The following is a 21,113-nucleotide window of genomic DNA, read 5'->3' as shown; positions in this document are numbered from 1 at the left end:
CAGTCGGTCCCGTCCTAGAGGTGCGGCAGGATCGTCGGCATCAGGTCCTGGAAGGTGCGGCCGTTGGCCGGGGCGCCGATGGCCGTCATCGTCCAGCCGGTGCCGGCCCGTTGCACCTTGGCCATGATCTGGGCGGTGTACTCGCCGCCGCCGGCCAGGGTGTAGCGGGCGAGTTCCTGACCGTTGGTCTCATCCACGAGCCGGCAGAACGCGTTCTGCACCTCCTGGAAGGTCTGGCCGGTGAAGGAGTTCACCGTGAAGACGATCTGGTCGATGTGGACCGGGACGCGCTGAAGGTCCACCAGGATCGCCTCGTCGTCGCCGCCCTGGCCGACGCCGCCGACGAGGTTGTCACCGGTGTGGCGCACGGAACCGTCGTCGCTCACCAGGTGGCGGAAGAAGACGACGTCCGTGGGCTCGCCGCCTGCGAAGAGGACCGCCGAGGCGTCCAGGTCGATCTCGCGGGTGCGGGAGCCGAACAGGCCACGCCGCTTCGCCGCCTGCCAGCCCAGTCCCATGCGGACCGCGGTCAGCGTGGCCCCGTCCTTCTTCTCCAGGCTGATGGCCTGACCCTTGGACAAGTTGACGGACACGGCTGAATCCCCTCTCGACGTTCCCCTGTTGCCCCGCCGGGCCGTTGTCGGGCACTGCGCGGTTGACCAGCACCCTACGCAGAGCCGCTGACAGTGCCGACCTCGGCCCACGCTTTTGTGTCGGTGTTGCAACACTTGACGCATATGCCGAGGTCGGTACCGGGGCCGAGGCTCAGGCGAGGCCGGCCTCCCGCATCTGGCGCAGCTCCTTCTTCATCTCGGAGACCTCGTCGCGCAGCCGGGCGGCGATCTCGAACTGCAGCTCCGCCGCGGCGGCGCGCATACGCTCGGTCATCTCCTCGATCTGCTCGGCGAGTTCGGCCGCCGGGCGGTCCGTGGGCACCGCCTTCCCCTTGGCGGTCTTGGCTGCCTTGCCGGCCTTCGCGCCCTTGGCCGCCTTGTCGCCGAGCGAGGGAACGGGTGCCTTCGCGCCCTTGCCGTCCTTCGCACTGCGGTAACCGGACCCGAGGAGCTGTTCGGTGTCGACCTCCTCGCGGGCGATCTGCGCGACGATGTCGTTGATCTTCTTGCGCAGCGGCTGGGGATCGATGCCGTTCGCCTTGTTGTAGGCGACCTGCTTCTCGCGGCGGCGGTTGGTCTCGTCGATGGCCTTCTCCATCGCCGGGGTGATCTTGTCGGCGTACATATGGACCTGGCCGGAGACGTTGCGCGCAGCGCGGCCGATGGTCTGGATCAGCGAGGTGCCGGAGCGCAGGAAGCCCTCCTTGTCGGCGTCCAGGATCGCCACCAGGGACACCTCGGGCAGGTCCAGGCCCTCACGGAGGAGGTTGATGCCGACCAGGACGTCGTACTCCCCGGAGCGCAGTTCGCGCAGCAGCTCGACGCGGCGCAGGGTGTCGACGTCGCTGTGCAGATACCGCACCTGGATGCCGAGCTCCAGGAAGTAGTCGGTGAGGTCCTCGGCCATCTTCTTGGTCAGCGTCGTGACAAGGACGCGCTCGTCCTTCTCCGTACGCTTGCGGATCTCGTGCACCAGGTCGTCGATCTGGCCCTCGGTGGGCTTGACCACGACCTCCGGGTCGATGAGCCCGGTCGGGCGGATGATCTGCTCCACGAAGCCGTCGGAACGCGAGAGCTCGTAGGTGCCCGGGGTGGCCGACAGGTAGACGGTCTGCCCGATGCGCTCCTGGAACTCCTCCCATTTCAGGGGCCGGTTGTCCAGGGCGGAGGGCAGCCGGAAGCCGTGGTCGACGAGGGTGCGCTTGCGGGAGGCGTCGCCCTCGTACATGGCGCCGATCTGCGGGACGGTGACGTGCGACTCATCGATGACGAGGAGGAAGTCGTCCGGGAAGTAGTCCAGCAGGGTGTTCGGCGGGGAGCCGGGCAGGCGGCCGTCGAAGTGCATCGAGTAGTTCTCCACACCGGAACAGGTGCCGATCTGGCGGAGCATCTCGATGTCGTACGTGGTGCGCATCCGCAGGCGCTGGGCCTCCAGGAGCTTGCCCTGCTTCTCCAGCTCGGCCAGGCGCTCCCCCAGCTCCTTCTCGATGTCGTTGACGGCCCGCTCCATGCGCTCGGGGCCGGCCACGTAGTGCGAGGCGGGGAACACATAGAGCTGCTGGTCGTCGCTGATGATCTCGCCGGTGAGCGGATGGAGCGTGGACAGCGACTCGATCTCGTCGCCGAACATCTGGATGCGGACGGCCAGCTCCTCGTAGACCGGGAAGATCTCGATGGTGTCGCCGCGGACCCGGAAGGTGCCGCGGGCGAAGGCCATGTCATTGCGCGTGTACTGGATGTCGACGAAGCGGCGCAGCAGATCGTCCCGGTCGATCTCGTCACCGACCCTGAGGGGGACCATGCGGTCCACGTATTCCTGCGGAGTACCGAGGCCGTAGATGCAGGACACCGAGGCGACCACCACGACGTCGCGGCGGGTGAGCAGCGAGTTGGTGGCCGAGTGGCGCAGCCGCTCGACCTCCTCGTTGATCGAGGAGTCCTTCTCGATGTAGGTGTCCGACTGCGGGACGTAGGCCTCGGGCTGGTAGTAGTCGTAGTACGAGACGAAGTACTCGACCGCGTTGTTCGGCAGGAGCTCGCGGAACTCGTTGGCCAGCTGGGCGGCCAGCGTCTTGTTCGGCGCCATCACGAGCGTGGGGCGCTGGAGCTTCTCGATCATCCACGCGGTGGTGGCGGACTTGCCGGTGCCGGTCGCGCCCAGGAGGACGACGTCCTTCTCGCCGGCGTCGATGCGCTTGGCCAGGTCGGCGATGGCCGCCGGCTGGTCGCCGCTGGGCTGGTAGGGGCTGACGACCTCGAAGGGCGCCACCGTGCGTTCGATGTGGGAAACGGGCCGCATGTCATCAACCGTACGACCCCGCACTGACAACGGGTCCTGATCAGCGGTTCTGCGGGGTCCCGGAGCCGTGGTGCGCGGGCCGTCGGACCGGCCTGCGCCCCTCGTGGAGGGCGGGACGCCGGTCGGCGTGGGAAGCGACGGCGGCGGCCGGGACGCCCGGTTTGTGCTCGACGGGCCTCCAGTCGGGCCGGCCCGTGACCATCAGCGGGTCGAAGATCACGACGGCGCCCGCGAGCAGCAGGAAGGCGAGCGGGCCGATCAGCATCGGCGCGAGCACGGACGCCGCGGGTGCGCCTCCGGTGGCGTGGGAAGCGCCGTCGAGGTGGACGCCGAGGGCGGCCATCCCTGTGTAGTGCATGCCGCTGACCGCGAGCCCCATGACAGCGCTCGCGCCCACGCTCCACGCGAAGCCCCGCACCTGTCCGGCGGCCCACAGGGCGGCGGTGGCGGCCACGACCGCTATGACGACGGAGGCGGCGACGGTGAGCGTGTCGTAGGTGAACCGTCCGTGGAAGCGGACACCCGCCATGCCGAGGTAGTGCATCGAGGCGACGCCCAGACCGGTGATCGTGCCGCCGGTGAAGAGCGGGGTCCCGGTGGTGCCCCGGTAGCCGACGATGAAGATCCCGGCGCCGACCATGACGACGGCGATCCCGAGACTCGCGTAGGTCATCGGCTTGTCGTAGTGGATCGGTGTCTCCGCGATACTGAAGCCCATCATGGCGACGAAGTGCATGGTCCATATGCCGGAGCCGATCGCGGCCGAGCCGAGGGCCAGCCAGGCGGGGCGTCGGGAGTGCGTGACCAGCAGGGACCGTGTGGTGCAGCGGAGGCCGAGGGCACCCCCCAGGCAGGCCATCAGGTAGGCCACCAACGGGGTGACGGCCCCGTAACTGAATCCGTCGACCGTGCCTTGCATCCGCGGCTGCCTTTCCGCCTTCTCGCGTCCCGGAACGCTTGAATATGCCACCGTCCCAGGACCGCGCGGCGGTCAGGGTTGTCGCAGAGAGTATGACCCCCACCGGAATGGTCGAACGATTTTCCGGCAAAGAAACACGTCCTTACCGCAGATGTGCGCCACCGGTGAGCGGTCCTGGACATCTCCGTTCGGTGTGTGCCCATCGTGCGCCCGGGTGCCGTTGACTCCAGGCTGTCACTCTGGTGCTGTCCGTATGCACGATTGGCTCGACCTGAGGAGTAAGCATGTACGCGCGCGTAGTCGCCGCCGCCGTCGCCGCGGCACTGGGGACGGCGGCGGCCCTGCTGGGCCCTGGCTCCGACGCCCGGGCGGGCGAGGCCGGTATGCCCACCGTGATCGCCCACCGGGGCGCCTCCGCCTACGCGCCCGAGAACACGCTGCCCGCCATCGACAAGGCCGCCAAGCTGGGCTTCACCTGGGTGGAGAACGACGTCCAGCGCACGAAGGACGGCGAGCTGGTGGTCCTCCACGACGACAGCCTGCAGCGCACCACGAACGTCGAGGACGTCTTCCCCGGCCGGGCCCCGTGGAAGGTGCGGGACTTCACCGCCGCGGAGATCGCCCGGCTGGACGCCGGCAGCTGGTACTCCCCGGCGTACGCGGGCGCGCGGGTGCCCACGCTGAAGCAGTACATGAGCCGGGTCGAACGCAACCACGAGAAACTGCTCCTGGAGATCAAGAACCCGGAGCTGTACCCGGGCATCGAGCAGCAGACGCTGAAGCTCCTCGGCAACGAGGGGTGGCTGGACGGCAAGCACCTGCGCCGGCTGGTCGTGCAGAGCTTCAGCGCCGACAGCGTGCGGACCGTCCACGAGCTGAAACCGGCGGTCACCACCGCCTACCTGGGCAAGCCCTCGGTGGCGAAGCTGCGCGGGTTCGCCCGGTTCGCGGACCTGGTCAATCCTTCGATCGGATCGCTCACCCGGGGCTACGTCTCGACGGTGCACACCTTCCACGGGCCGCACGGCAGGCCGCTCGGGGTGTTCGCCTGGACGGTCGACGACGCGGCCACCGCCCGCAAGGCGGCCGGTTACGGCGTCGACGGGGTCATCACCAACAAGCCCGACGTGGTGCGGGCGGCGCTGGCCGCGGACTGAACCGGGCAGGCGTTGTCGGTGGCGGGCCGTACCGTGGGCGCATGGACAGCCAAGGGCAGGATGAGCGGCGGGTCGTGTGGGCCGTGGTCGGCACGGACATCGGGCCGCTGATGCTGGCGGCGACCAGCGACGGCCTGGTCAACGTCGTCTTCCACGCCTCGGACGCGGTGCGCGACCGGGCGCTGGAGCGGCTGGCCGCCCGGCTGGGCGGCCGGCCCGTGGAGGATCCGGACTCGCCGCTGCTGACGGAGGCGATACGCCAGCTGCGGGCGTACTTCTCCGGTGAACGGCACGCCTTCGACCTGCCACTGGACTGGTCACTGATCTCCGGGTTCAACCGGCAGGTACTGCGCGAGCTGGCGTCCGGCGTGCCGTACGGCACCGTGGTGGGGTACGGCGATCTGGCGGGGCGGGTCGGGCAGCCCGGCGGCGCGCAGGCGGTCGGCGCGGCGATGGGAGCCAATCCGCTGCCGGTGGTCGTGCCGTGCCACCGGGTGGTGGAGAGCGGCGGCGGCATCGGTGGTTTCGGGGGCGGCCTGGAGACCAAGCGGAAGCTTCTCGCCCTGGAGGGTGTGCTGCCCGAGCCGCTGTTCTGATCGGAGCGGGACGCGGTTGGGGCCTGTCCTTGGGATCATGCCGGGCTCGCGGGCGGGCAGCACGCTCCGGTCCGGCTGAGCCAGACGAAAGCCCCTAGTCGTCGTAGTGCCGGGCCTCGAAGACGTTGCCGTCGGGGTCGCGGAAGTAGAAGCTGCGTGTGGCGTTGCCACGGGCGCCGGACAAGCCGGGGTCGATTCCCGACACGGGGACACCGTGTTCCTCAAGACGGGCGCGCAGGGCGTCGAAGGCGTCGGCCGGCAGGGACAGGCAGACGTGGTTGACCGGGTGGCCGGCGCTGTCGGCCGAGCCGGGCAGCATCTTCATCCGTGCGGCGAAGCTGTGCGGGGCGAGGTCGAGGACGGTCTCCTCGTTGACGCGTACGGAGGGGAAGGCCACCTCCCCCTCGGTGAACTCGGCGACCCTGACCGGCTCCAGGCCGACGGCCCCCTCGTAGAAGGCGGCCGCGGCGACCGGGTCGGCCACCCACAGGACGACATGGTCGAGACGCGTGGTGTTCTTCGTCATGCGTCCCAGGCTGGTGGCCTCCGCCACGGGCCACAAGCGTTTATCCGCGGCCGATGCCCGCCAGAGATGAGGAAGGACCGACGACAGGAGGCGGGCACGTGGTGCTGGTGGTGTCGGAAGAAGTCCGGGAGGCGATCGACGCGCGACGGCCGGTGGTGGCTCTGGAGTCCACGATCATCGCGCACGGCCTGCCCCGCCCGCGCAATCTGCAGGTGGCCTTGGAGCTGGAGGACGCGGTACGGCGGGAGGGTGCCGTACCGGCGACCGTCGCGGTGCTGGACGGGCAGCCCCGGGTCGGCCTGGACAAGCAGCAGCTGGAGCGGGTCGCCAACGAGGACGGCATCCGCAAACTGGGGCACCGTGACCTGCCGCTCTCCGTGGCGGCGGGGGCGAGCGGGGCGACGACGGTGTCCGCGACGGCTCAGCTGGCCGCGCTGGCGGGCGTCCGGGTGTTCGCCACCGGCGGGCTGGGCGGTGTGCACCGGGAGTGGACGGTGACCCAGGACGAGTCCGCCGACCTGGGGCTGCTGGCGCGCACCCGGATCACGGTGGTGTGCGCGGGGGTGAAGTCCATCCTGGACGTGCCGGCGACGCTGCAGCGGCTGGAGACGCTGGGAGTGGCCGTCGCCGGCTACGGCACGGACCGGTTCCCCGGCTTCTACCTGGCGGACTCGGGGCATCCGGTCGACTGGCGGCTGGACACCCCGGAGCAGGTCGCGGCCGTGATGCGCGCCCAGGACACGCTGGACGCGCCGGATTCGGCGCTGATCATCGCCCATCCCGTCCCGGAGGCGGAACAACTCGACCCCGAGCTGCACGCGCGCGTGCTCGCCGACGCCCTGCGCGCCTGCGCCGAGCAGGGCGTGACCGGGCAGATGGTGACACCGTTCCTGCTGGACTACCTGGTCCGGCACACCGACGGCGCCTCGCTGGGTGCCAACCTGGCGGCGGTGCGCGGCAACGTCCGGCTGGCTGCACGGATCGCCGCGGCGTGGACCAGGGGGTGAGCGCGGGCCGGGACGGAGCGCTGCTGGTCGTCGGGGACGTGGTGACGGACGTGGTCGCCCGGCACCGGGGGCCGCTCGCGGCCGGCACCGACACGGCAGCCGTGATCCGGACGCTGCCGGGCGGCGCGGGCGCCAACGTGGCCTGCTGGGCGGTCCACGCGGGCTGCGCGGACGTACGGCTGCTGGGACGGGTGGGGGCGGACGCCGCGGACTGGCACGAGCGGGAGCTGCTCGCGGGCGGGGTGCGGCCCCGGCTGGTGGTGGATCCCGAGGCGGCGACCGGGACGGTGATCTGTCTTGTCGACGCGGATGCGGCGGCCGAGCGGACGTTCCTGACGGACAGCGGGGCGTCCCTGCGGCTCGGTCCCGCCGACTGGTCGGACGCGCTGCTCGACGGGGTGGCCCTGCTGCATCTGTCGGGCTATCTGCTGTTCACGGAGTCGAGCCGGGCGCTCGCGGGGACGGCACTGGCGGCGGCACGCGCGCGTGGCGTGCCGGTCAGCCTGGACCCGGCCTCGTCCGGCTTCCTGGCGGAGCTGGGGGTGGACCGTTTCCTGGCCTTCGCGGAGGGGCTGGACCTGCTGCTGCCCAGCCGGGACGAGGCGTGCCTGCTGACCGGGCTGCCTGATCCGGTGGACGCGGCGGCCAAGCTGAGCCGTCTCGTGCCGCTGGTGGTGGCCAAGGCAGGGGCCGACGGCGCGCTGGTGGCCCGTTCCGGCACCGTCCTGACCCGGGTCCCGGCCCTGCCGGCGGTGCCCCGGGACACCACGGGCGCGGGGGACGCGTTCACCGGTGCTTTTCTCGCCGCGCTGCTCGCGGGCGCGGCCCCGGAGGACGCGGCGGTCCGGGGCTGCCGGGCAGGCGCGGAGGCGGTACGGCGGGTGGGCGGCAGACCTCCGCGTCGGGACAAGGGACACCTTGGAGCAGCGAGCGGGAGCTAGGGAGGGAGACAAGTGCCGGGGAGGCCGGACGCCGCCCCTTCTTACTGGAGGCGGCCGGCCGACAGCAGCTGTAGTGGAGGCGGCCGGCCGACAGCGGCTGTAACGGTCAGGCGCCGCCGGATGCCCGGGCGTGGACGGTCATGCCTTGTGGCCCCAGGCCGAGATCATCGGTGCGGTGGCCAGGTCCATGGCGCCGGTCTCCACGTTGGCCAGGTGCTGGTCGATCTCGGCGTCGGTGGCGAGGCCGGCGGCGACGAGACGGTCACGGATCTGACGGACCGTCGCGGCCTCCAGGGCGGTGCAGGCGGGCGAGGTCACGGGGAAGTACGCGTCGGCCTCCACGCCGTGCAGCCCGGCCTCCCGGAGCAGTCGCGGAAGTTTACGGCCGTAGGACAGGTCGGCGCCGCGATCGGCGAGGAGCTTGCGGAAGCCTTGGCGCAGCCGGTTGGCGAGCCGCTGCTCCGGCCCCTGTTCGTCGGGGCAGAGCAGGGGCTGGAGGGCGGGGTCCGCGTCCTCGATCAGCAGCCGTCCGCCGGGCCGCAAGGACTTGATCATGGAGCGCAAGGCCCTTTCCCGATCGGGTACATGGACGAGGACGAGCCGGGCGTGGACCAGGTCCAAGCCCTCTTCCGGCGGTTCCCCCGCGCCCACGTCGTGGACGCGGATCTCCACCGGCGGGCGGCCGGCGGGGGCGAGCCGCGTGGTGTCGATGTCGGTGGCGACGACCCGCCCGGCCGGTCCCACCTTCGCGGCGAGCCAGGACACGACGGAGGTGCCGCCGGCCCCGACTTCCCAGCAGCGCCAGCCCGGTGCGATGCCGAGACCTTCGAGGTGCCGGAAGGTCGTGGGGTCGAAGAGGGTGGCGAAGGCGTCGAAGCGCCGGCCTGCCTCGTTCTGCTGGTTGTCCAGGAGGTACCCGTCGGATGGCGTCATGCCCCGATCATCCCCGTCACCCGAGTTGTCCCCCTCTTCCGGCCCTCCATCCGCAGGCGGGAACCAAGCGGAACTTCCTGTTCCCACAGGCTTCCCCGCACTTCGCCCCGGCCTGGCAGACTTGCGGGTCAAGGCACGGAAGCGTTGCAGCACGGAGATCCACGCGAGGAGATCCAGATGTCGATGGCAGGGAATCTGCGGAAGGTCACGGGGCTGGGCAGGGTCGGCGGCCTGCGCAAGGTGGCACAGCTGGCCCGGCGTCGGCCGCGCGTGGACCTGAGCCATCCCGCCAGGTCGCCGCTGGGCTCGTCCGTGGTGAACTGCGTGACGTATCGAGACGGCGTGCGTGTGCCCGGGTGCACCGACCTGGTGGACGCCGTGCGGCTGGTGCGCAAGACCGGCGAAGGCTTCGTCTGGCTCGGGCTGCACGAGCCGACGGACCATGAGTTCGCGGGGATCGCCGAGCTGTTCGACCTGCATCCACTGGCGGTGGAGGACGCGGTCGAGGCACATCAGCGACCGAAGCTGGAACACTACGGGGACACGCTCTTCGCGGTGTTCAAGAGTGTCTGTTACGTGGAGCACGAGCAACTGACGGCCACCAGCGAGGTGGTGGACACCGGCGAGATCATGGTGTTCGTCGGTGAGGACTTCGTCATCACGGTGCGGCACGGGCGGCACGGCTCCCTCGGACCGCTGCGCGAGGAGCTGGAGGCGGACTCGCACCAGCTCGCCAAGGGGCCTGCGGCGGTTTTGCACGCGATCGCCGACCATGTGGTCGATGACTACCTGAATGTCACGGACGCCGTGCAGGCCGACATCGACCAGGTCGAGACGGAGGTGTTCTCGGAGAACGGCGCGCGTCTGGACCCTGGGCGCATCTACCAGATGAAGCGTGAACTGCTGGAACTGAAGCGGGCGGTGGTGCCGCTGGGCCGTCCGGTGGAGGATCTGGCCACCCGGCCCATACGGGTCGTCGCCCCGGAGATACAGGCCTATTTCCGGGATGTGTTCGACCACCTGACACGGGCCAAGGAACAGATCGCCGCGTTCGACGAGCTGCTCAACTCCATCCTGCAGGCGCATCTGGCGCAGGTGACCGTCGCGCAGAACGAGGACATGCGGAAGATCACGGCCTGGGCCGCGGTGGTCGCCGTGCCGACGATGGTGTGCGGGGTGTACGGCATGAACTTCGACCACATGCCGGAGCTGCACTGGCAGTTCGGCTATCCGCTGGTCATGACCGTGATGGCGGCGGCCTGTCTGGCGCTGTACCGCGGCTTCCGGCGCAACGGCTGGCTCTGACAGGGTGCGCCCCGGGCCGGGCGTGATACGAGGTGGCGAGGTTGCGCGGTCACGCGGCCCCCGTTCCCACGGCCACCCGGTGGCGCCCCGAGCCGGGTCAGGCCGTGAAGGACACCACCTTCTGCGGGACGATCCTGACGATCACACGGATCTCGTCGTCCTTCTCGGCCGGCGGGTCGATGCCGAGGTACTTGTGCGACAGCTCGTGCGGGAGCCGCTTCGCCTCGTCCGACAGGATTTCGGCGACGCCCCGGATCTCGGCCGAGTGGTAGGGGTTCGCCAGGTCGAAGACGGAGAGACTGATGCGTGGGTCGCGGCGGAGGTTGCGCACCTTCTGGCGGCGGTCGACGGACGAGAAGAGCACGCTGTCACCCTCGCGCTTGATCCAGACCACGGAGTTCTGCGGGGCACCGTCGGGGCCGAGCGTGGCGACGCTGGCGAAGTTCTTGCCGTCCAGCAGAGCGCGGAGGGAGTCGTCGAAGCCGACGGGACCGGCAGGTGAAGTCGTCATGACGTCACCCTAGTTACATGCACGCGCATAGAAAAGGGGGTTGACCGGATCATCGGGAGCCGGATCGTGGACGGCGTGTCCGGGTCAGCCGCTCCAGGCGGGGTGACGGGGATCGTCGGCGCGTACCAGGACGTCCGCCGTGCCGGCCGGGTCCGTCTCGGTCTCGTAGCGCTCGAAAGCGGGGAGGGTCCAGTGGTCGGCCTCGGGGGTGCGGCGGCGCAGGGCGCCCGGGGAGAGCAGGAGGTGCACGGTCAGGTCGAAGGGGAACCAGTGACGCAGCAGAAGGGGGCCGTGAAGCAACAGGACTCCGCCGGGCGGCAGTTGCACGTAGGGGCTGCGGGTGGCCCGGTCCGTGGCCGGATCCCACAGGTCGGGCAGGATCCGCCCGCTGCCTCCGGGATCGAGCGGACCGAAGACCTCGCGCCACAGGGCGCCGGTGTCGAACCATCCGTCGTAGTACGACTCCGCGTCCTGCCGCCCGTGCTCCAGGCGCAGCGAGGCGGGACGCAGAAACCCCTCGGTGCCGATCACCAGGGAGGGCCGGCCGCGCACCAGCAGTGCCTCCCCCACGCGCGTGGCGAGGTCTTCCGGCTGAGCGGCCGGGGCCCCGTCGAAACCGACGCGCGGCCAGGCCCCTCCATCGGCCGGCGCAGCACCGGCCAGCCGGTCGGCGAGCTGCTCGGCAAGCCGGTCCCAGGTGATCGCTTCCAGTCGCACAAGGCCCACGGTATCCGGGTCTCGAAGCGGAGGGAGTCACGGTCGTACCGGGCGATGTCACCGATCCCGGGTCGGTCGGCGGGGTCGCGGCCGGGCATGACAGCGCCGTGCATGCCGTCTCGCCGTTCAGCGGGCCGGGGCAGGGCTTCGACACGCTGGACCCCGGCTTCTTCGTGAAGGCGGCCGACGCGCTGCTCGACGGGCTTGCCGAAGCCGGCGTGGGCGGGCTCGTGGCGGTGGGTCTGGGCGCGGATCGTTCAACTTCAGGGAGACGAAAGGGTGGTTCCGGCCCGCTGGAGAACGGGCCTGCCGGAGAACGGACGGATGGACGGACGGTCGGGGACGGGCTCTGACGACGAGGAGAAGGCGAGGGCGGGTGAGGGAGCGCCGTGGGCTGTGACGGGGAAAGTACCGCGTATGGTGCTTCCCGCAACTTCCCACTCTTCCGGTCGCCTTGTCGTCGTCCAGCCCCTGAAGCGCAAGCGGTGTGCCGGTTGCCGACGCGGGCCTCTGTCGCTGCTGATGCTGGAGGACGGGGCGCCGCGGTGCCTGCATTGTGCCGACCTCGGGCACCTGGTGTTCCTGCCGCGTGGCGACACGGCTCTGACCCGTAGGGCGCGGGAGGAGAGCACGTTGTCGGCGGTGGTGGTGCGGTTCAACCGGCGCAAGAGCCGCTACGAACGCCAGGGCGTGCTCGTGGAGGAGACCGCGCTGGCACGGGCCGAGGCTCGCTGTCTTGCGGACGCGGAGGCACGGCGCCGACGGCGGGCGCGGGACGCACGGCACAGGGCGGCGGAGGACGAGCGGTTCGCGGCGGCGTTCACCGCGGAGATCCTCCGGTTGTTCCCCGGGTGTCCCGCCGAGCGCGCCCGGGCGATCGCGGCCCACGCGTCGGTGCGGGGCAGCGGACGGGTCGGGCGCAGCGCGGCGGGTCGGGCGCTGACCGAGAGCGCGGTGATCTCGGCGGTCGTGGCGGGTGTACGGCATGTGGACACGTCCTACGACCAGCTGCTGATGAGCGGGGTACCTCGGTACGAGGCACGGCGCCGGATCGCACCGGCTGTGGAGGCCGTGCTGCGGGGGTGGCAGGAGGCCGGGGAGGACACGGGCTGAGGGTCCGGACGGGACGGCGGGGAAGGGTGCAGGCCGAGGATGCGGGCGGAGAGGCGAAGCGCCCGGCGGAAGAGCTTGGGTCGTGGGCGGAGGAAGCTGGGGGACGCGGGCGGAGTACCAGCGGTACGCGGGGCGGTACGCGGCGGAGCCCGGGCGGGACGAGGACGGAGCACAGCCGGGACGAGGACGGAACACGGCCGGGACGAGGACGGAACACGACCGGGACGCGGGCGGAACACGACCGGGACGCGGGCGGAGCACGGGCGGGACGCGGGCGAGCAGGGGCTTTCGCCCGGCGCCGGATTCCGCCGCGGGCTCCGGGCTCACGCCACGGAGTGGGGCGAGGCGGGCACCGGTCTCCGGCCCTGCGCAAACGGAACACGGCTGCGGGCGCCCCGCGGCGATACGGAACGGCTACGGGCACCGGCCCGGGAGGAGCGAACCGGCGCCGTACATCGGCTCGGGGCGGCAAGACGGGTGCCGGACGCCGACCCGAGTGCAACAGACCGCCGCCCGGGCGCTGCCCCCGGGAGGCGCAACCGGTGCCGGACTCCGCCGGGCCTCCGCCGGATCGGAACCCGTGGACCGGCACCGCCGCGGGCGCAACAGCCGGTGCCTGACGCCGGCCCAGCGTGCAACAGCCGGTGCCCGGGGCATCGACCCGGGCGACGGACCGGTGCTGGACACTGACCCGACGGTGCGAACAGACCGCTGCCCGGGGGCTGCCCCGTGCGGTACAACCCGGTACAACCGGTGCCGGGCACCGGCCCGGCCCTGCGCCGGACCAGTGCGCGGGCGACAGAGCGGCCCGGGTGCCGGTCCGGCGGAACATGTCGGCGTCGGGCAGCAGCCCGGTTGAGGCGACCCGGACCGGAGACCGGAACGGGCGGAACGGAAAAGGGGGGCGTGGAGATGATCGATGGGCCGTTCTTCGGGCTGGTCGTGTCGGGGATCCTGGGGACCGGGCTGGTGGCCGGTGTCTTCTACGGGTTCTCGACCTTCGTGATGCGAGGGCTCGCCGCACTGCCGCCCGCGCAGGGCGTCGCGGCGATGAACGCGATCAACGTCGCGGCCGTGCGTCCCGCTTTCATGGTCCTGTTCGTCGGATCGGCGGTGCTGAGCGCGCTGACGGCGGTGGTGACGTTCGTCGTGTGGCCGGGCGAGGGGAAGGTGGAGCTGCTGCTGGGCAGCGCGTTGTACCTGATCGGCTCGTTCGGGCTGACGATCGTCGCGAACGTGCCCCGCAACGAGCGGCTCGCCGGGCTCACGCCGGATGGGCCGGAGGCCGGCGGGTACTGGCCGGTGTACGTGCGCGAGTGGACGTTCTGGAACCACGTCCGGACCGTCACCTCGGCGGCGGCGTCACTCCTCTACATACTGGCCCTCGCCTGACCCACGAGGCGCCCCGTCCCGTCCGGGTCAAGCCGGTGAGAGCCCCGGCAGAAAGCGCTGTCCGCCACTCTGCGCGGCCGTCGGCGGGGACGTATCGTGGCCGAAAGAGTGCCGCCCGAAGACGCACGGCCCTTCGTACACCCGGTGCCTGCGGTGCCCGTACGCGAGGAAGACGCCATGGCCGATCCCAAGGGGTTCATGACCACGCCGCGCCAGGAGTGGCCGCGGCGGCCCGTCGAGCAGCGGGTGCGGGACTGGGACGAGGTGTATGTCCCGGGAGCACTGCTGCCCATCATCAGCAAGCAGGCCGACCGCTGCATGGACTGCGGCGTCCCGTTCTGTCACCAGGCCTGCCCGCTGGGCAATCTCATCCCCGAGTGGAACGACCTGGTCTCGCGTGAGGACTGGCGGGCCGCGAGCGACCGCCTGCACGCCACCAACAACTTCCCGGAGTTCACCGGCCGGTTGTGCCCGGCGCCGTGCGAGGCGGGGTGTGTGCTGGCGATCAACCAGCCGGCCGTCACCATCAAGAACGTCGAGTGCGCGATCGCCGACAAGGCGTGGGAGGAGGGGTTCACTCCGGCCCGGCCGCCCGAGCGGCTGTCCGGGAAGACGGTCGCCGTCATCGGCTCCGGGCCCACCGGGCTGGCCGCGGCGCAGCAGCTGACCCGGGCCGGACACACGGTCGCGGTGTACGAGAAGGACGACCGCGTCGGCGGGCTGATGCGGTACGGCATCCCCGAGTTCAAGATGGAGAAGCGGCATCTGGAGCGTCGGATCGAGCAGATGCGGGAGGAGGGGACGAGGTTCCGCACCTCGACGGCGGTCGGCCGGGATGTCGCGGCGGACGAGCTGAGGACCCGGTACGACGCGGTGGTGATCGCGACGGGCGCGACGGCGTGGCGGGAACTTCCGGTCCCGGGCCGGGCGTTGAACGGGATACACCAGGCGATGGAGTATCTGCCGCTGTCGAACCGGGTGTGTGAGGGGGACCTGGAGATTTCGCCGCTGTCGGCCGCCGGCAAGCACGTGGTGATCATCGGCGGCGGGGACACCGGGGCGGACTGTCTGGGCACCGCGGTGCGCGAGGGGGCCGCGTCCGTGACCCAGCTGGACATCTACGCACAGCCGGGTGCGGAGCGCGACGAGGACATGGAGCCGTGGCCGACGTACCCGAAGATCTACCGGCTGTCGCCGGCGCACGAGGAGGCAGGGAAGCTGCGGACGGCGCCGGCGGCGGACGCGGACGCGCGGCTGTTCGCTGCGTCCACGCTGCGCTTCACGGGGGACGAGAGGGGGTGGGTGCGGTCGCTGCATGTGGTGGAGGTCGACGAGCGGCGGGTTCCGGTACAGGACACCGGGCGGACACTCCCCACCGACCTCGTGCTGCTGGCCCTCGGGTTCTCAGGTCCGGACCGGGAGGACGGGCTGATCGACCAGTTGGGTCTTGCGCTGCAGCCGCGCGGCACCATCGCCCGGGACGACGGCTTCGCGACCAACGTCCCCGGGGTGTTCGCCGCGGGAGACGCGGCGCGCGGGCAGTCGCTGATCGTGTGGGCGATAGCGGAGGGACGGGCGGTCGCGGCGGCCGTCGACCGCTATCTGACGGGGCGTTCCCGGCTCCCGGCGCCGATCGGGCCGACGGACCGCCCGATGGTGGTCTGAGGCGTTGCCCGACGGCGCCGCGGCGAGCCGAGGCCGTGGCAGTGGCGGTGGCGGTCGGCGGGGGCTTGGCGGTCGGCAGGGCCGTCAGGCGGTGCGTTCGTCCGTGCCCGCCACCTTTCCCGTGGCCAGGGCCACACGGTTCCAGGTGTTGATCGTGAGGATCAGGGAGAGGACCTGGGCCAGTTCCTGGTCCTCGAAGTGGGCGGCCGCCTCGGCGTAGACGGTGTCGGGGACGCCGGCGTCGGCGACGAGGGTCACCGCGTCCGTCAGGGCGAGGGCGGCCTGTTCCTTCGGGGTGAAGAAGTGCCGGGCCTCGCGCCAGACGGCGACCATGTGGAGCCGGGCCTCGCTCTCGCCGGCCTTGCGGGCGTCGCTGGTGTGCATGTGCAGGCAGTAGGCGCAGTGGTTGAGATGGGAGGCGCGGATCTGGATCAGTTCGACGAGGGCTGGGTCGAGGCCCGCGCGGGCGGCGGCGTCGAGCCCGATGATCGCGCGGAAGACCTTCGGTGCGGCCTTCCCGAGGTCCAGCCGGGTGTGGGCGGCCTCGGCGGTGGCGATCTTGGTGACGGCCCTTGCGGTGGCGGTGGTGGCGTCGGCGCTGGTCGCCGTGACGCTGGTGGCGGCGGTTCCGGTGGTGGGGCCGAGGGCGGCGGTGGCGTTCGTGTTCGTCGTCATGTGATCCACCGTAGGGGGCCGAAAGACCGGCTGTAGGGTGCATTCCCATGACGGAATCGTGGGTCAATTCGGCGGAGCGGATCGGGGTCGACCTGCATCTGGAGCTGTCGGGACCCGGGGGCCGGCGGGCAGCGCTGACCAGGGCACTGCGGGAGGCCGTGCGCAGTGGCAGGCTGGCGCCGGGCACCCGGCTGCCGCCGTACCGGTCGCTCGCCGCGGACCTGGGCGTGGCCCGCAACACGGTGGCCGACGCGTACGCGGAGCTGGTCGCGGAGGGGTGGCTGGCCGCCCGGCAGGGGTCGGGGACACGGGTCGCCGCGGGGTTGCCGCCCACGCCTTCCGGGCCGGGAGCGAGGGGCGTCCAGGGCGGTCGGGAGGGCGTAGCCGGTCAGGGCGGGGTGGCGACCGGGCCGCGGCACCGCGCCCCGCGAACGCCCGTGGCGGTTCCCCCGGGGGCGCGTGGCCCACGGCACGACCTGCGGCAGGGCACACCGGACGCCTCGTCGTTCCCGCGCGCGGCCTGGACGGCCTCGTACCGCCGGGCATTGCTGGCGGCGCCGAGCGAGGCGTTCGGGCCGGGCGATCCCGCCGGGCGCCCGGAGCTGCGCGAGGCACTGACGGAATACCTGGCACGCGCGCGTGGGGTGCGTACCGAGCCGGACCGGATCGTGATCTGCTCGGGTTTCGCGCACGCGCTGCGGCTTCTCTTCGACCGGGGCACACGGGAGGGGCCGGCTGCGGGAGGGGTGCTGCGCGGTCCGCTCGCCGTGGAGGCGTACGGGCTGGGCTTCCACCGGGAACTGCTCGCGGCGGCCGGGGTGCGCACCGTACCGCTGCCGCTGGACGAGCACGGCGCGCGGGTGGACGGGCTCGGGCGCGAGCGGGCCGTGCTGCTGACGCCCGCGCACCAGTTCCCGACCGGTGGCCCGCTGCACCCCGAGCGCCGGGCGGCGGTGATCGACTGGGCTCGCGCGCGGGGAGCGGTGGTGCTGGAGGACGACTACGACGGCGAGTTCCGGTACGACCGCCGGCCCGTCGGCGCGTTGCAGGGGCTGGATCCGGAGCGGGTGATTCACGTCGGCTCGGTCAGCAAGAGCCTGTCACCGGCGCTGCGGCTGGGCTGGATGGTCCTGCCGCGGCGGTATGTGGAGCCGGTGCTGGCGGCGAAGGGCGAGCGGGAGGGGTGGGTGAGCGTCCCGGACCAGCTCGCTCTCGCGGACTTCGTCGCCTGCGGGTCGTACGACCGTCATGTGCGGCGTATGCGGCAGCGGTACCGGCGGCGGCGTGACCGGCTCGTCGCCGCGCTCGCCGCGCGGGCGCCGCACGTCGAGGTGACGGGCGTCGCGGCGGGGCTGCACGCGGTGCTGCGGCTGCCGCCCGGCACGGAACGCTCGACGGTGAAGGCCGCCACGTGGCAGGGCGTCGCCCTCGACGGTCTGGCCGCGTTCCGGCATCCGCAGGGTCCGACGGCGGCCGGTGACGGACTGGTGGTCGGGTACGCGACCCCGTCCGAACACGCCTACGGAGCGGCGCTGGAGGCGCTGTGCGAGGTGCTGCCGCCCGGGTGAGACCCGTGGCCGGTCTGGGTCAGGTCAGAGGGCGGTTCGGGCGAGTTCCGGGGGTCGGCCGGGTGGGGTCCGAGAGCGGGCGAGCTCCACGCGGCAGCGCAGGACGAGGGTGACGTCGGCGGCCATGAGCTTCTCGGTGGCCAGGAACCCCGTACGCCCTGCCGGGCCGGCCACCGCGTGGCGCGGTGCGTTAACGCGCGGTTGACCCGGGCCATCACCGGCGCCCGGGGTTCCAGGGCCAGCGTCTGCCGGCCCATCGCCTCGTCGTCCGGGTAGCTGTCCTTGCCGCCGAGGTACCAGTCGTGCATCCGCGCGGGATGCGGCCTACCGGTGTCGATCTCGATGGCCGCGTCGGACACGCCGGGTGATCAAGTAACTGACACAATTCACTGGACAGGCAATGGTGTTGAACAAAGACATAAAATCCTCCGGAGCCGTGGTGCGGGTCCCCGGTGTGTTCAGGACAGCAGGAAGTCGGCCTCCCCCGCCTTGGCGCCCTCGATGAAGGCGGTCATCTCGGCCATGGTGTAGATCAACGCCGGCCCGTCCGGGTCGGTCGACTGGCGCACGGCGATCCGGCCGTCGGCCAGCTTCATCGCCTCCAGGCAGTTTCCGCCGTTGCCGCCGCTCCAGGGTTTGTGCCATCCCTCGCTGCCCAACTCCCGTGCGGGCATGCCGTTGTAGACGCGTCCGCGCGGCCTGATGCGATCCATTCACAGCTCCTTGCGGAGATCCCGGAGGATCTCCTTCGTGCGTTGTGCCGTAGCGGCCTGCGCCGCCATGCGGTCCATGACCTCCAGGTGGGTCGCCACCTCGGTGCGCGCGTCGAGGTAGACCGCGCCGGTCAGGTACTCGCTGTAGACCATGTCCGGCAGTTCTGACATGGCGAACCGGAACAGCACGAAGGGCCCGTACGTACCGGGGTGCGGCCCGTTGGCGAACGGAGCGACCTGGAGCGTCACATGGGACAGCTTCGTGGCCTCGAGCAACTTGTCGATCTGCGCGCGCATCACCTCCGGTCCGCCGACCGGGCGGCGCAGGGCGGTCTCGTCCATCACCGCCCAGAAGCGGGGGGCGTCGGGACGGGTGAGGAGTGTCTGGCGTTGCATGCGCAGCGCGACGTGCCGCTCGATGTCCTCCGGGCTCGTCTGTCCGACAGCGCCGGACTTGAGCACCGCGCGCGCGTAGTCCTCGGTCTGCAGCAGGCCGGGGACGAAGTGCGGCTCGTAGGAGCGGATGAGGCCGGCCGCGCCCTCCAGGCTGACGTACATGGAGAACCAGTTCGGCAGGATGTCGTGGAACCGCTGCCACCAGCCGGGCCTGTTCGCCTCTTCGGCCAGCTGGACGAAGGCCTCGGCCTCGTCGTCCGGGACTCCGTACGCCTTCAGCAGCAGTTGCAGGTAGGGGATTTTGAGGGAGACCTCGGCCATCTCCATGCGGCGGACGGTGGCGGGGGCCACGCGGAGGACGCGGGCGGCCTCCTCGCGCTTCAGTCCGGCGCGTTCCCGCAGGTCCAGCAAGCGTCGGCCGAGGACCACCTGGCCCACCGTCGGCGCGGACCGCGGTTCGCTCACGCTCCCACCTCCACCGTAAGCCTCCACCGAAAGATTCCTGACAGCCCTACGGCGCCATTCGAAGGTTCATTCGAAGATCGGGGCGGATCTCCGACGACTCCAATTGGCGCCGCGCGTGGTGCTGTTGCGAGCAGTGTGCCACGGCCTCTGACGGAGTCACACAGCACTCTGCAATTTTCAGAGTGACTCTTGCCAAGTGTCCGCGGCGGGGAGATAGTGGCAGGCGTGATTCCGTCCGCGCCTTTAGGAACAGACGCCGCCGCAGACCGTGCCGGTCGCGGCGCCGATCGGGGTCCCACCGCGCGTGTCGGTTCGAGCGCGGCGGAGGGGGCGACCGCCCATGGGGGCACTGCCGAGCGCAGGTTCCGCTTCGAGCTGGCCGCACATCCGGGTTCCGTCGCCCGGGCGAGACACCTGACGCATGCCCGGCTCTCTCGCTGGGCGGTCTGCGCGGACACCTGTGACAGCGCGACCCTGGTCATCTCCGAGCTGGTCACCAACGCGATCGTGCACACGGCGAGCGGCCGTGTCGTGTGCGAACTGCACGACCACGACGACATGGTGCGCATCGCCGTAAGAGACGAGGGCTGTGCTCCTGGTGAACCCCACCCGTCACCGCAGCGACCCGACGAGGAGCACGGGAGGGGGTTGCTTCTCGTCGACGCGCTGTGCCGGGCCTGGGGTGCCCAGGAGCACGGCCCCGGCCTGCTGGTCTGGGCCGAACTGCCCCGCCGGACCGATCCCGCCCCCGACGCCGCCGAGCCGCGGGGCGACCTCGGCTGGGGCGCCCGCCCGAAGCCGGGTCGCCCGGACGACTCCGACGAGGACCGGTCGGCCGAGGCGAGCCGACGGCCGCCGGAGCAGCGCCGGCGGGAAGAGGCGGGCCAGCGACAAGGAGGCGGATCCTCGGACCGGCACGGGAACGCCACCCGTTCGGAGCAGCGTATGCGAGGGGACCGGCGGTGACGGGCGACGGCGGACGGCCCGTCGGCGCCGGTGCACGCCGGGAGCACGTCACCGCCCCCCGCACCGACGGCCGCCAGGCACATGCCCTCGGCCCCGATCCCTGTAGCGGCCAGGAGTACACCATCGGCCTGAACACCCGTGGCGGCCAGGAGCACGCCCTCGGTCTGAACACCCTGGTGCGTCTGCAGCGCCGGCGCCCCGCCCCGGATCCGGACCACCGGCTGGTGCTTCCTGACGGCATGACGGCTCCGCTCGGCTGTGACGCCGTGGGTGTGCCCGACCGCCTCGGCCCGCTCGTGGTGCCCCGGCTGCCGCGGGTGGGATGCGTGTACGCCGACGGCTCCCACTGGTGGTGGATCGTGCCGTCGGACTCCGACTACGCCCTGCCCTGGCCGGCCCCGGCACAGTACGCCGCCGGCGCCCTGATCACCGCTACCGCCCGGCTGATCCACCGCCCGGAGGGTACGGCCCCCTACACCCCGCCCATCCCGCTGTACCTGGCCCTGTGCCGGGTGACGGACACGGCTCCGGACTGGTCCCGGGCCGCATCGGCCTGACAGCCGCGCCCACCGCCCGGCCACTCCGAGACGGCCGGCCTCCCCGCCCGCCCATCGGCCCTGTCACCACCGGCCCGG

The 21,113-nt window shown here is 71.6% G+C and carries 22 protein-coding genes and 1 pseudogene; 12 read left to right on the top strand and 11 right to left on the bottom strand.

Features of this window, described 5'->3' with window-relative positions; translation table 11 throughout:
* Positions 1–14: 14 nt before the first annotated feature.
* The 3 genes from AB0B40_RS02330 to AB0B40_RS02320 form a co-directional block, all read right to left on the bottom strand.
* Positions 15–593: a TerD family protein gene (locus tag AB0B40_RS02330; protein WP_345050715.1), complete on the bottom strand. Its 579-nt coding sequence runs from the start codon at positions 591–593 to the stop codon at positions 15–17.
* A gap of 172 nt (positions 594–765) precedes the next feature.
* Positions 766–2,913 carry an excinuclease ABC subunit UvrB gene (gene uvrB / locus AB0B40_RS02325; RefSeq protein ID WP_362262229.1) on the bottom strand — a complete coding sequence of 716 codons (2,148 nt, stop codon included), beginning with the start codon at positions 2,911–2,913 and terminating at the stop codon, positions 766–768.
* A 40-nt stretch (positions 2,914–2,953) separates the two neighbouring features.
* Positions 2,954–3,832 carry an MHYT domain-containing protein gene (locus AB0B40_RS02320; RefSeq protein WP_345050711.1) on the bottom strand — a complete coding sequence of 293 codons (879 nt, stop codon included), beginning with the start codon at positions 3,830–3,832 and terminating at the stop codon, positions 2,954–2,956.
* A 284-nt stretch (positions 3,833–4,116) separates the two neighbouring features.
* Here AB0B40_RS02320 and AB0B40_RS02315 point away from each other — a divergent pair, with 284 nt between their 5' ends.
* Both AB0B40_RS02315 and AB0B40_RS02310 read left to right on the top strand, forming a co-directional pair.
* Positions 4,117–4,989: a glycerophosphodiester phosphodiesterase family protein gene (locus tag AB0B40_RS02315; RefSeq protein ID WP_345050708.1), complete on the top strand. Its 873-nt coding sequence runs from the start codon at positions 4,117–4,119 to the stop codon at positions 4,987–4,989.
* A 41-nt stretch (positions 4,990–5,030) separates the two neighbouring features.
* Positions 5,031–5,585, top strand: coding sequence for a methylated-DNA--[protein]-cysteine S-methyltransferase (locus tag AB0B40_RS02310; protein WP_362262225.1), 555 nt, complete (start codon positions 5,031–5,033; stop codon positions 5,583–5,585).
* A gap of 94 nt (positions 5,586–5,679) precedes the next feature.
* Here the strand turns inward: AB0B40_RS02310 and AB0B40_RS02305 are convergent, their stop codons facing one another.
* Positions 5,680–6,111 (bottom strand): VOC family protein, encoded by a 432-nt coding sequence (locus AB0B40_RS02305; protein WP_345050704.1) that lies wholly within the window; start codon positions 6,109–6,111, stop codon positions 5,680–5,682.
* 98 nt (positions 6,112–6,209) lie between these two features.
* Here AB0B40_RS02305 and AB0B40_RS02300 point away from each other — a divergent pair, with 98 nt between their 5' ends.
* Positions 6,210–7,118 (top strand): pseudouridine-5'-phosphate glycosidase, encoded by a 909-nt coding sequence (locus AB0B40_RS02300; protein ID WP_345050977.1) that lies wholly within the window; start codon positions 6,210–6,212, stop codon positions 7,116–7,118.
* Positions 7,103–8,059, top strand: a complete 957-nt coding sequence (locus tag AB0B40_RS02295; protein ID WP_345050701.1) for a PfkB family carbohydrate kinase — start codon at positions 7,103–7,105, stop codon at positions 8,057–8,059. The genes AB0B40_RS02300 and AB0B40_RS02295 overlap by 16 nt, the downstream gene beginning before the upstream one ends.
* A 138-nt stretch (positions 8,060–8,197) precedes the next feature.
* Here AB0B40_RS02295 and AB0B40_RS02290 read toward each other — a convergent pair whose 3' ends face one another.
* Positions 8,198–8,992, bottom strand: a complete 795-nt coding sequence (locus tag AB0B40_RS02290; RefSeq protein WP_345050699.1) for a methyltransferase domain-containing protein — start codon at positions 8,990–8,992, stop codon at positions 8,198–8,200.
* A gap of 177 nt (positions 8,993–9,169) precedes the next feature.
* On the opposite strand from AB0B40_RS02290, the gene corA reads away from it, so the two are divergent.
* A complete protein-coding gene (gene corA / locus AB0B40_RS02285) occupies positions 9,170–10,297 on the top strand; it encodes a magnesium/cobalt transporter CorA (protein ID WP_345050696.1) in 1,128 nt (375 codons plus the stop codon).
* A 97-nt stretch (positions 10,298–10,394) separates the two neighbouring features.
* Here the strand turns inward: corA and AB0B40_RS02280 are convergent, their stop codons facing one another.
* Positions 10,395–10,808: a PPOX class F420-dependent oxidoreductase gene (locus AB0B40_RS02280; RefSeq protein ID WP_345050694.1), complete on the bottom strand. Its 414-nt coding sequence runs from the start codon at positions 10,806–10,808 to the stop codon at positions 10,395–10,397.
* An 84-nt stretch (positions 10,809–10,892) separates the two neighbouring features.
* Complete coding sequence (locus tag AB0B40_RS02275) at positions 10,893–11,525, bottom strand: uridine kinase (protein WP_345050691.1); 633 nt, start codon at positions 11,523–11,525, stop codon at positions 10,893–10,895.
* A 107-nt stretch (positions 11,526–11,632) separates the two neighbouring features.
* On the opposite strand from AB0B40_RS02275, the gene AB0B40_RS02270 reads away from it, so the two are divergent.
* The 4 genes from AB0B40_RS02270 to AB0B40_RS02255 all read left to right on the top strand — a co-directional run bounded on the left by AB0B40_RS02270 (position 11,633) and on the right by AB0B40_RS02255 (position 15,695).
* Positions 11,633–11,878: a hypothetical protein gene (locus AB0B40_RS02270; protein ID WP_362262219.1), complete on the top strand. Its 246-nt coding sequence runs from the start codon at positions 11,633–11,635 to the stop codon at positions 11,876–11,878.
* 64 nt (positions 11,879–11,942) lie between these two features.
* Positions 11,943–12,638, top strand: coding sequence for a DUF2293 domain-containing protein (locus AB0B40_RS02265; protein WP_362262217.1), 696 nt, complete (start codon positions 11,943–11,945; stop codon positions 12,636–12,638).
* 912 nt (positions 12,639–13,550) lie between these two features.
* Complete coding sequence (locus tag AB0B40_RS02260) at positions 13,551–14,030, top strand: anthrone oxygenase family protein (protein ID WP_362262444.1); 480 nt, start codon at positions 13,551–13,553, stop codon at positions 14,028–14,030.
* 177 nt (positions 14,031–14,207) lie between these two features.
* On the top strand, positions 14,208–15,695 hold the full coding sequence (locus AB0B40_RS02255) for a glutamate synthase subunit beta (RefSeq protein WP_362262214.1): 1,488 nt from the start codon (positions 14,208–14,210) through the stop codon (positions 15,693–15,695).
* Positions 15,696–15,779: 84 nt separating this feature from the next.
* Here AB0B40_RS02255 and AB0B40_RS02250 read toward each other — a convergent pair whose 3' ends face one another.
* Entirely contained in the window at positions 15,780–16,370 is a 591-nt protein-coding gene (locus AB0B40_RS02250) for a carboxymuconolactone decarboxylase family protein (protein ID WP_345050682.1), read from the bottom strand.
* A gap of 47 nt (positions 16,371–16,417) precedes the next feature.
* On the opposite strand from AB0B40_RS02250, the gene AB0B40_RS02245 reads away from it, so the two are divergent.
* Complete coding sequence (locus AB0B40_RS02245; RefSeq protein WP_362262211.1) at positions 16,418–17,938, top strand: PLP-dependent aminotransferase family protein; 1,521 nt, start codon at positions 16,418–16,420, stop codon at positions 17,936–17,938.
* Positions 17,939–18,087: 149 nt separating this feature from the next.
* Here AB0B40_RS02245 and AB0B40_RS02240 read toward each other — a convergent pair.
* The 3 genes and pseudogenes from AB0B40_RS02240 to AB0B40_RS02230 all read right to left on the bottom strand — a co-directional run.
* Positions 18,088–18,297, bottom strand: a pseudogene (locus AB0B40_RS02240) (SAM-dependent methyltransferase); the annotation flags it as partial.
* Positions 18,298–18,396: 99 nt separating this feature from the next.
* Entirely contained in the window at positions 18,397–18,651 is a 255-nt protein-coding gene (locus AB0B40_RS02235) for a DUF397 domain-containing protein (RefSeq protein WP_161293237.1), read from the bottom strand.
* Complete coding sequence (locus AB0B40_RS02230) at positions 18,652–19,512, bottom strand: helix-turn-helix transcriptional regulator (RefSeq protein WP_362262207.1); 861 nt, start codon at positions 19,510–19,512, stop codon at positions 18,652–18,654.
* A 216-nt stretch (positions 19,513–19,728) separates the two neighbouring features.
* On the opposite strand from AB0B40_RS02230, the gene AB0B40_RS02225 reads away from it, so the two are divergent.
* Positions 19,729–20,478, top strand: coding sequence for an ATP-binding protein (locus tag AB0B40_RS02225; protein WP_345050674.1), 750 nt, complete (start codon positions 19,729–19,731; stop codon positions 20,476–20,478).
* 128 nt (positions 20,479–20,606) lie between these two features.
* Entirely contained in the window at positions 20,607–21,035 is a 429-nt protein-coding gene (locus AB0B40_RS02220; protein WP_345050974.1) for a hypothetical protein, read from the top strand.
* The last annotated feature ends 78 nt before the right edge of the window (positions 21,036–21,113 follow it).

The sequence above is a fragment of the Streptomyces sp. NPDC042638 genome, assembly GCF_040647235.1.
Lineage (GTDB): Bacteria > Actinomycetota > Actinomycetes > Streptomycetales > Streptomycetaceae > Streptomyces > Streptomyces rameus.
The sequence above is the reverse complement of the archived record's forward strand: the minus strand, read 5'-3'. Positions and strand labels throughout refer to the sequence as shown.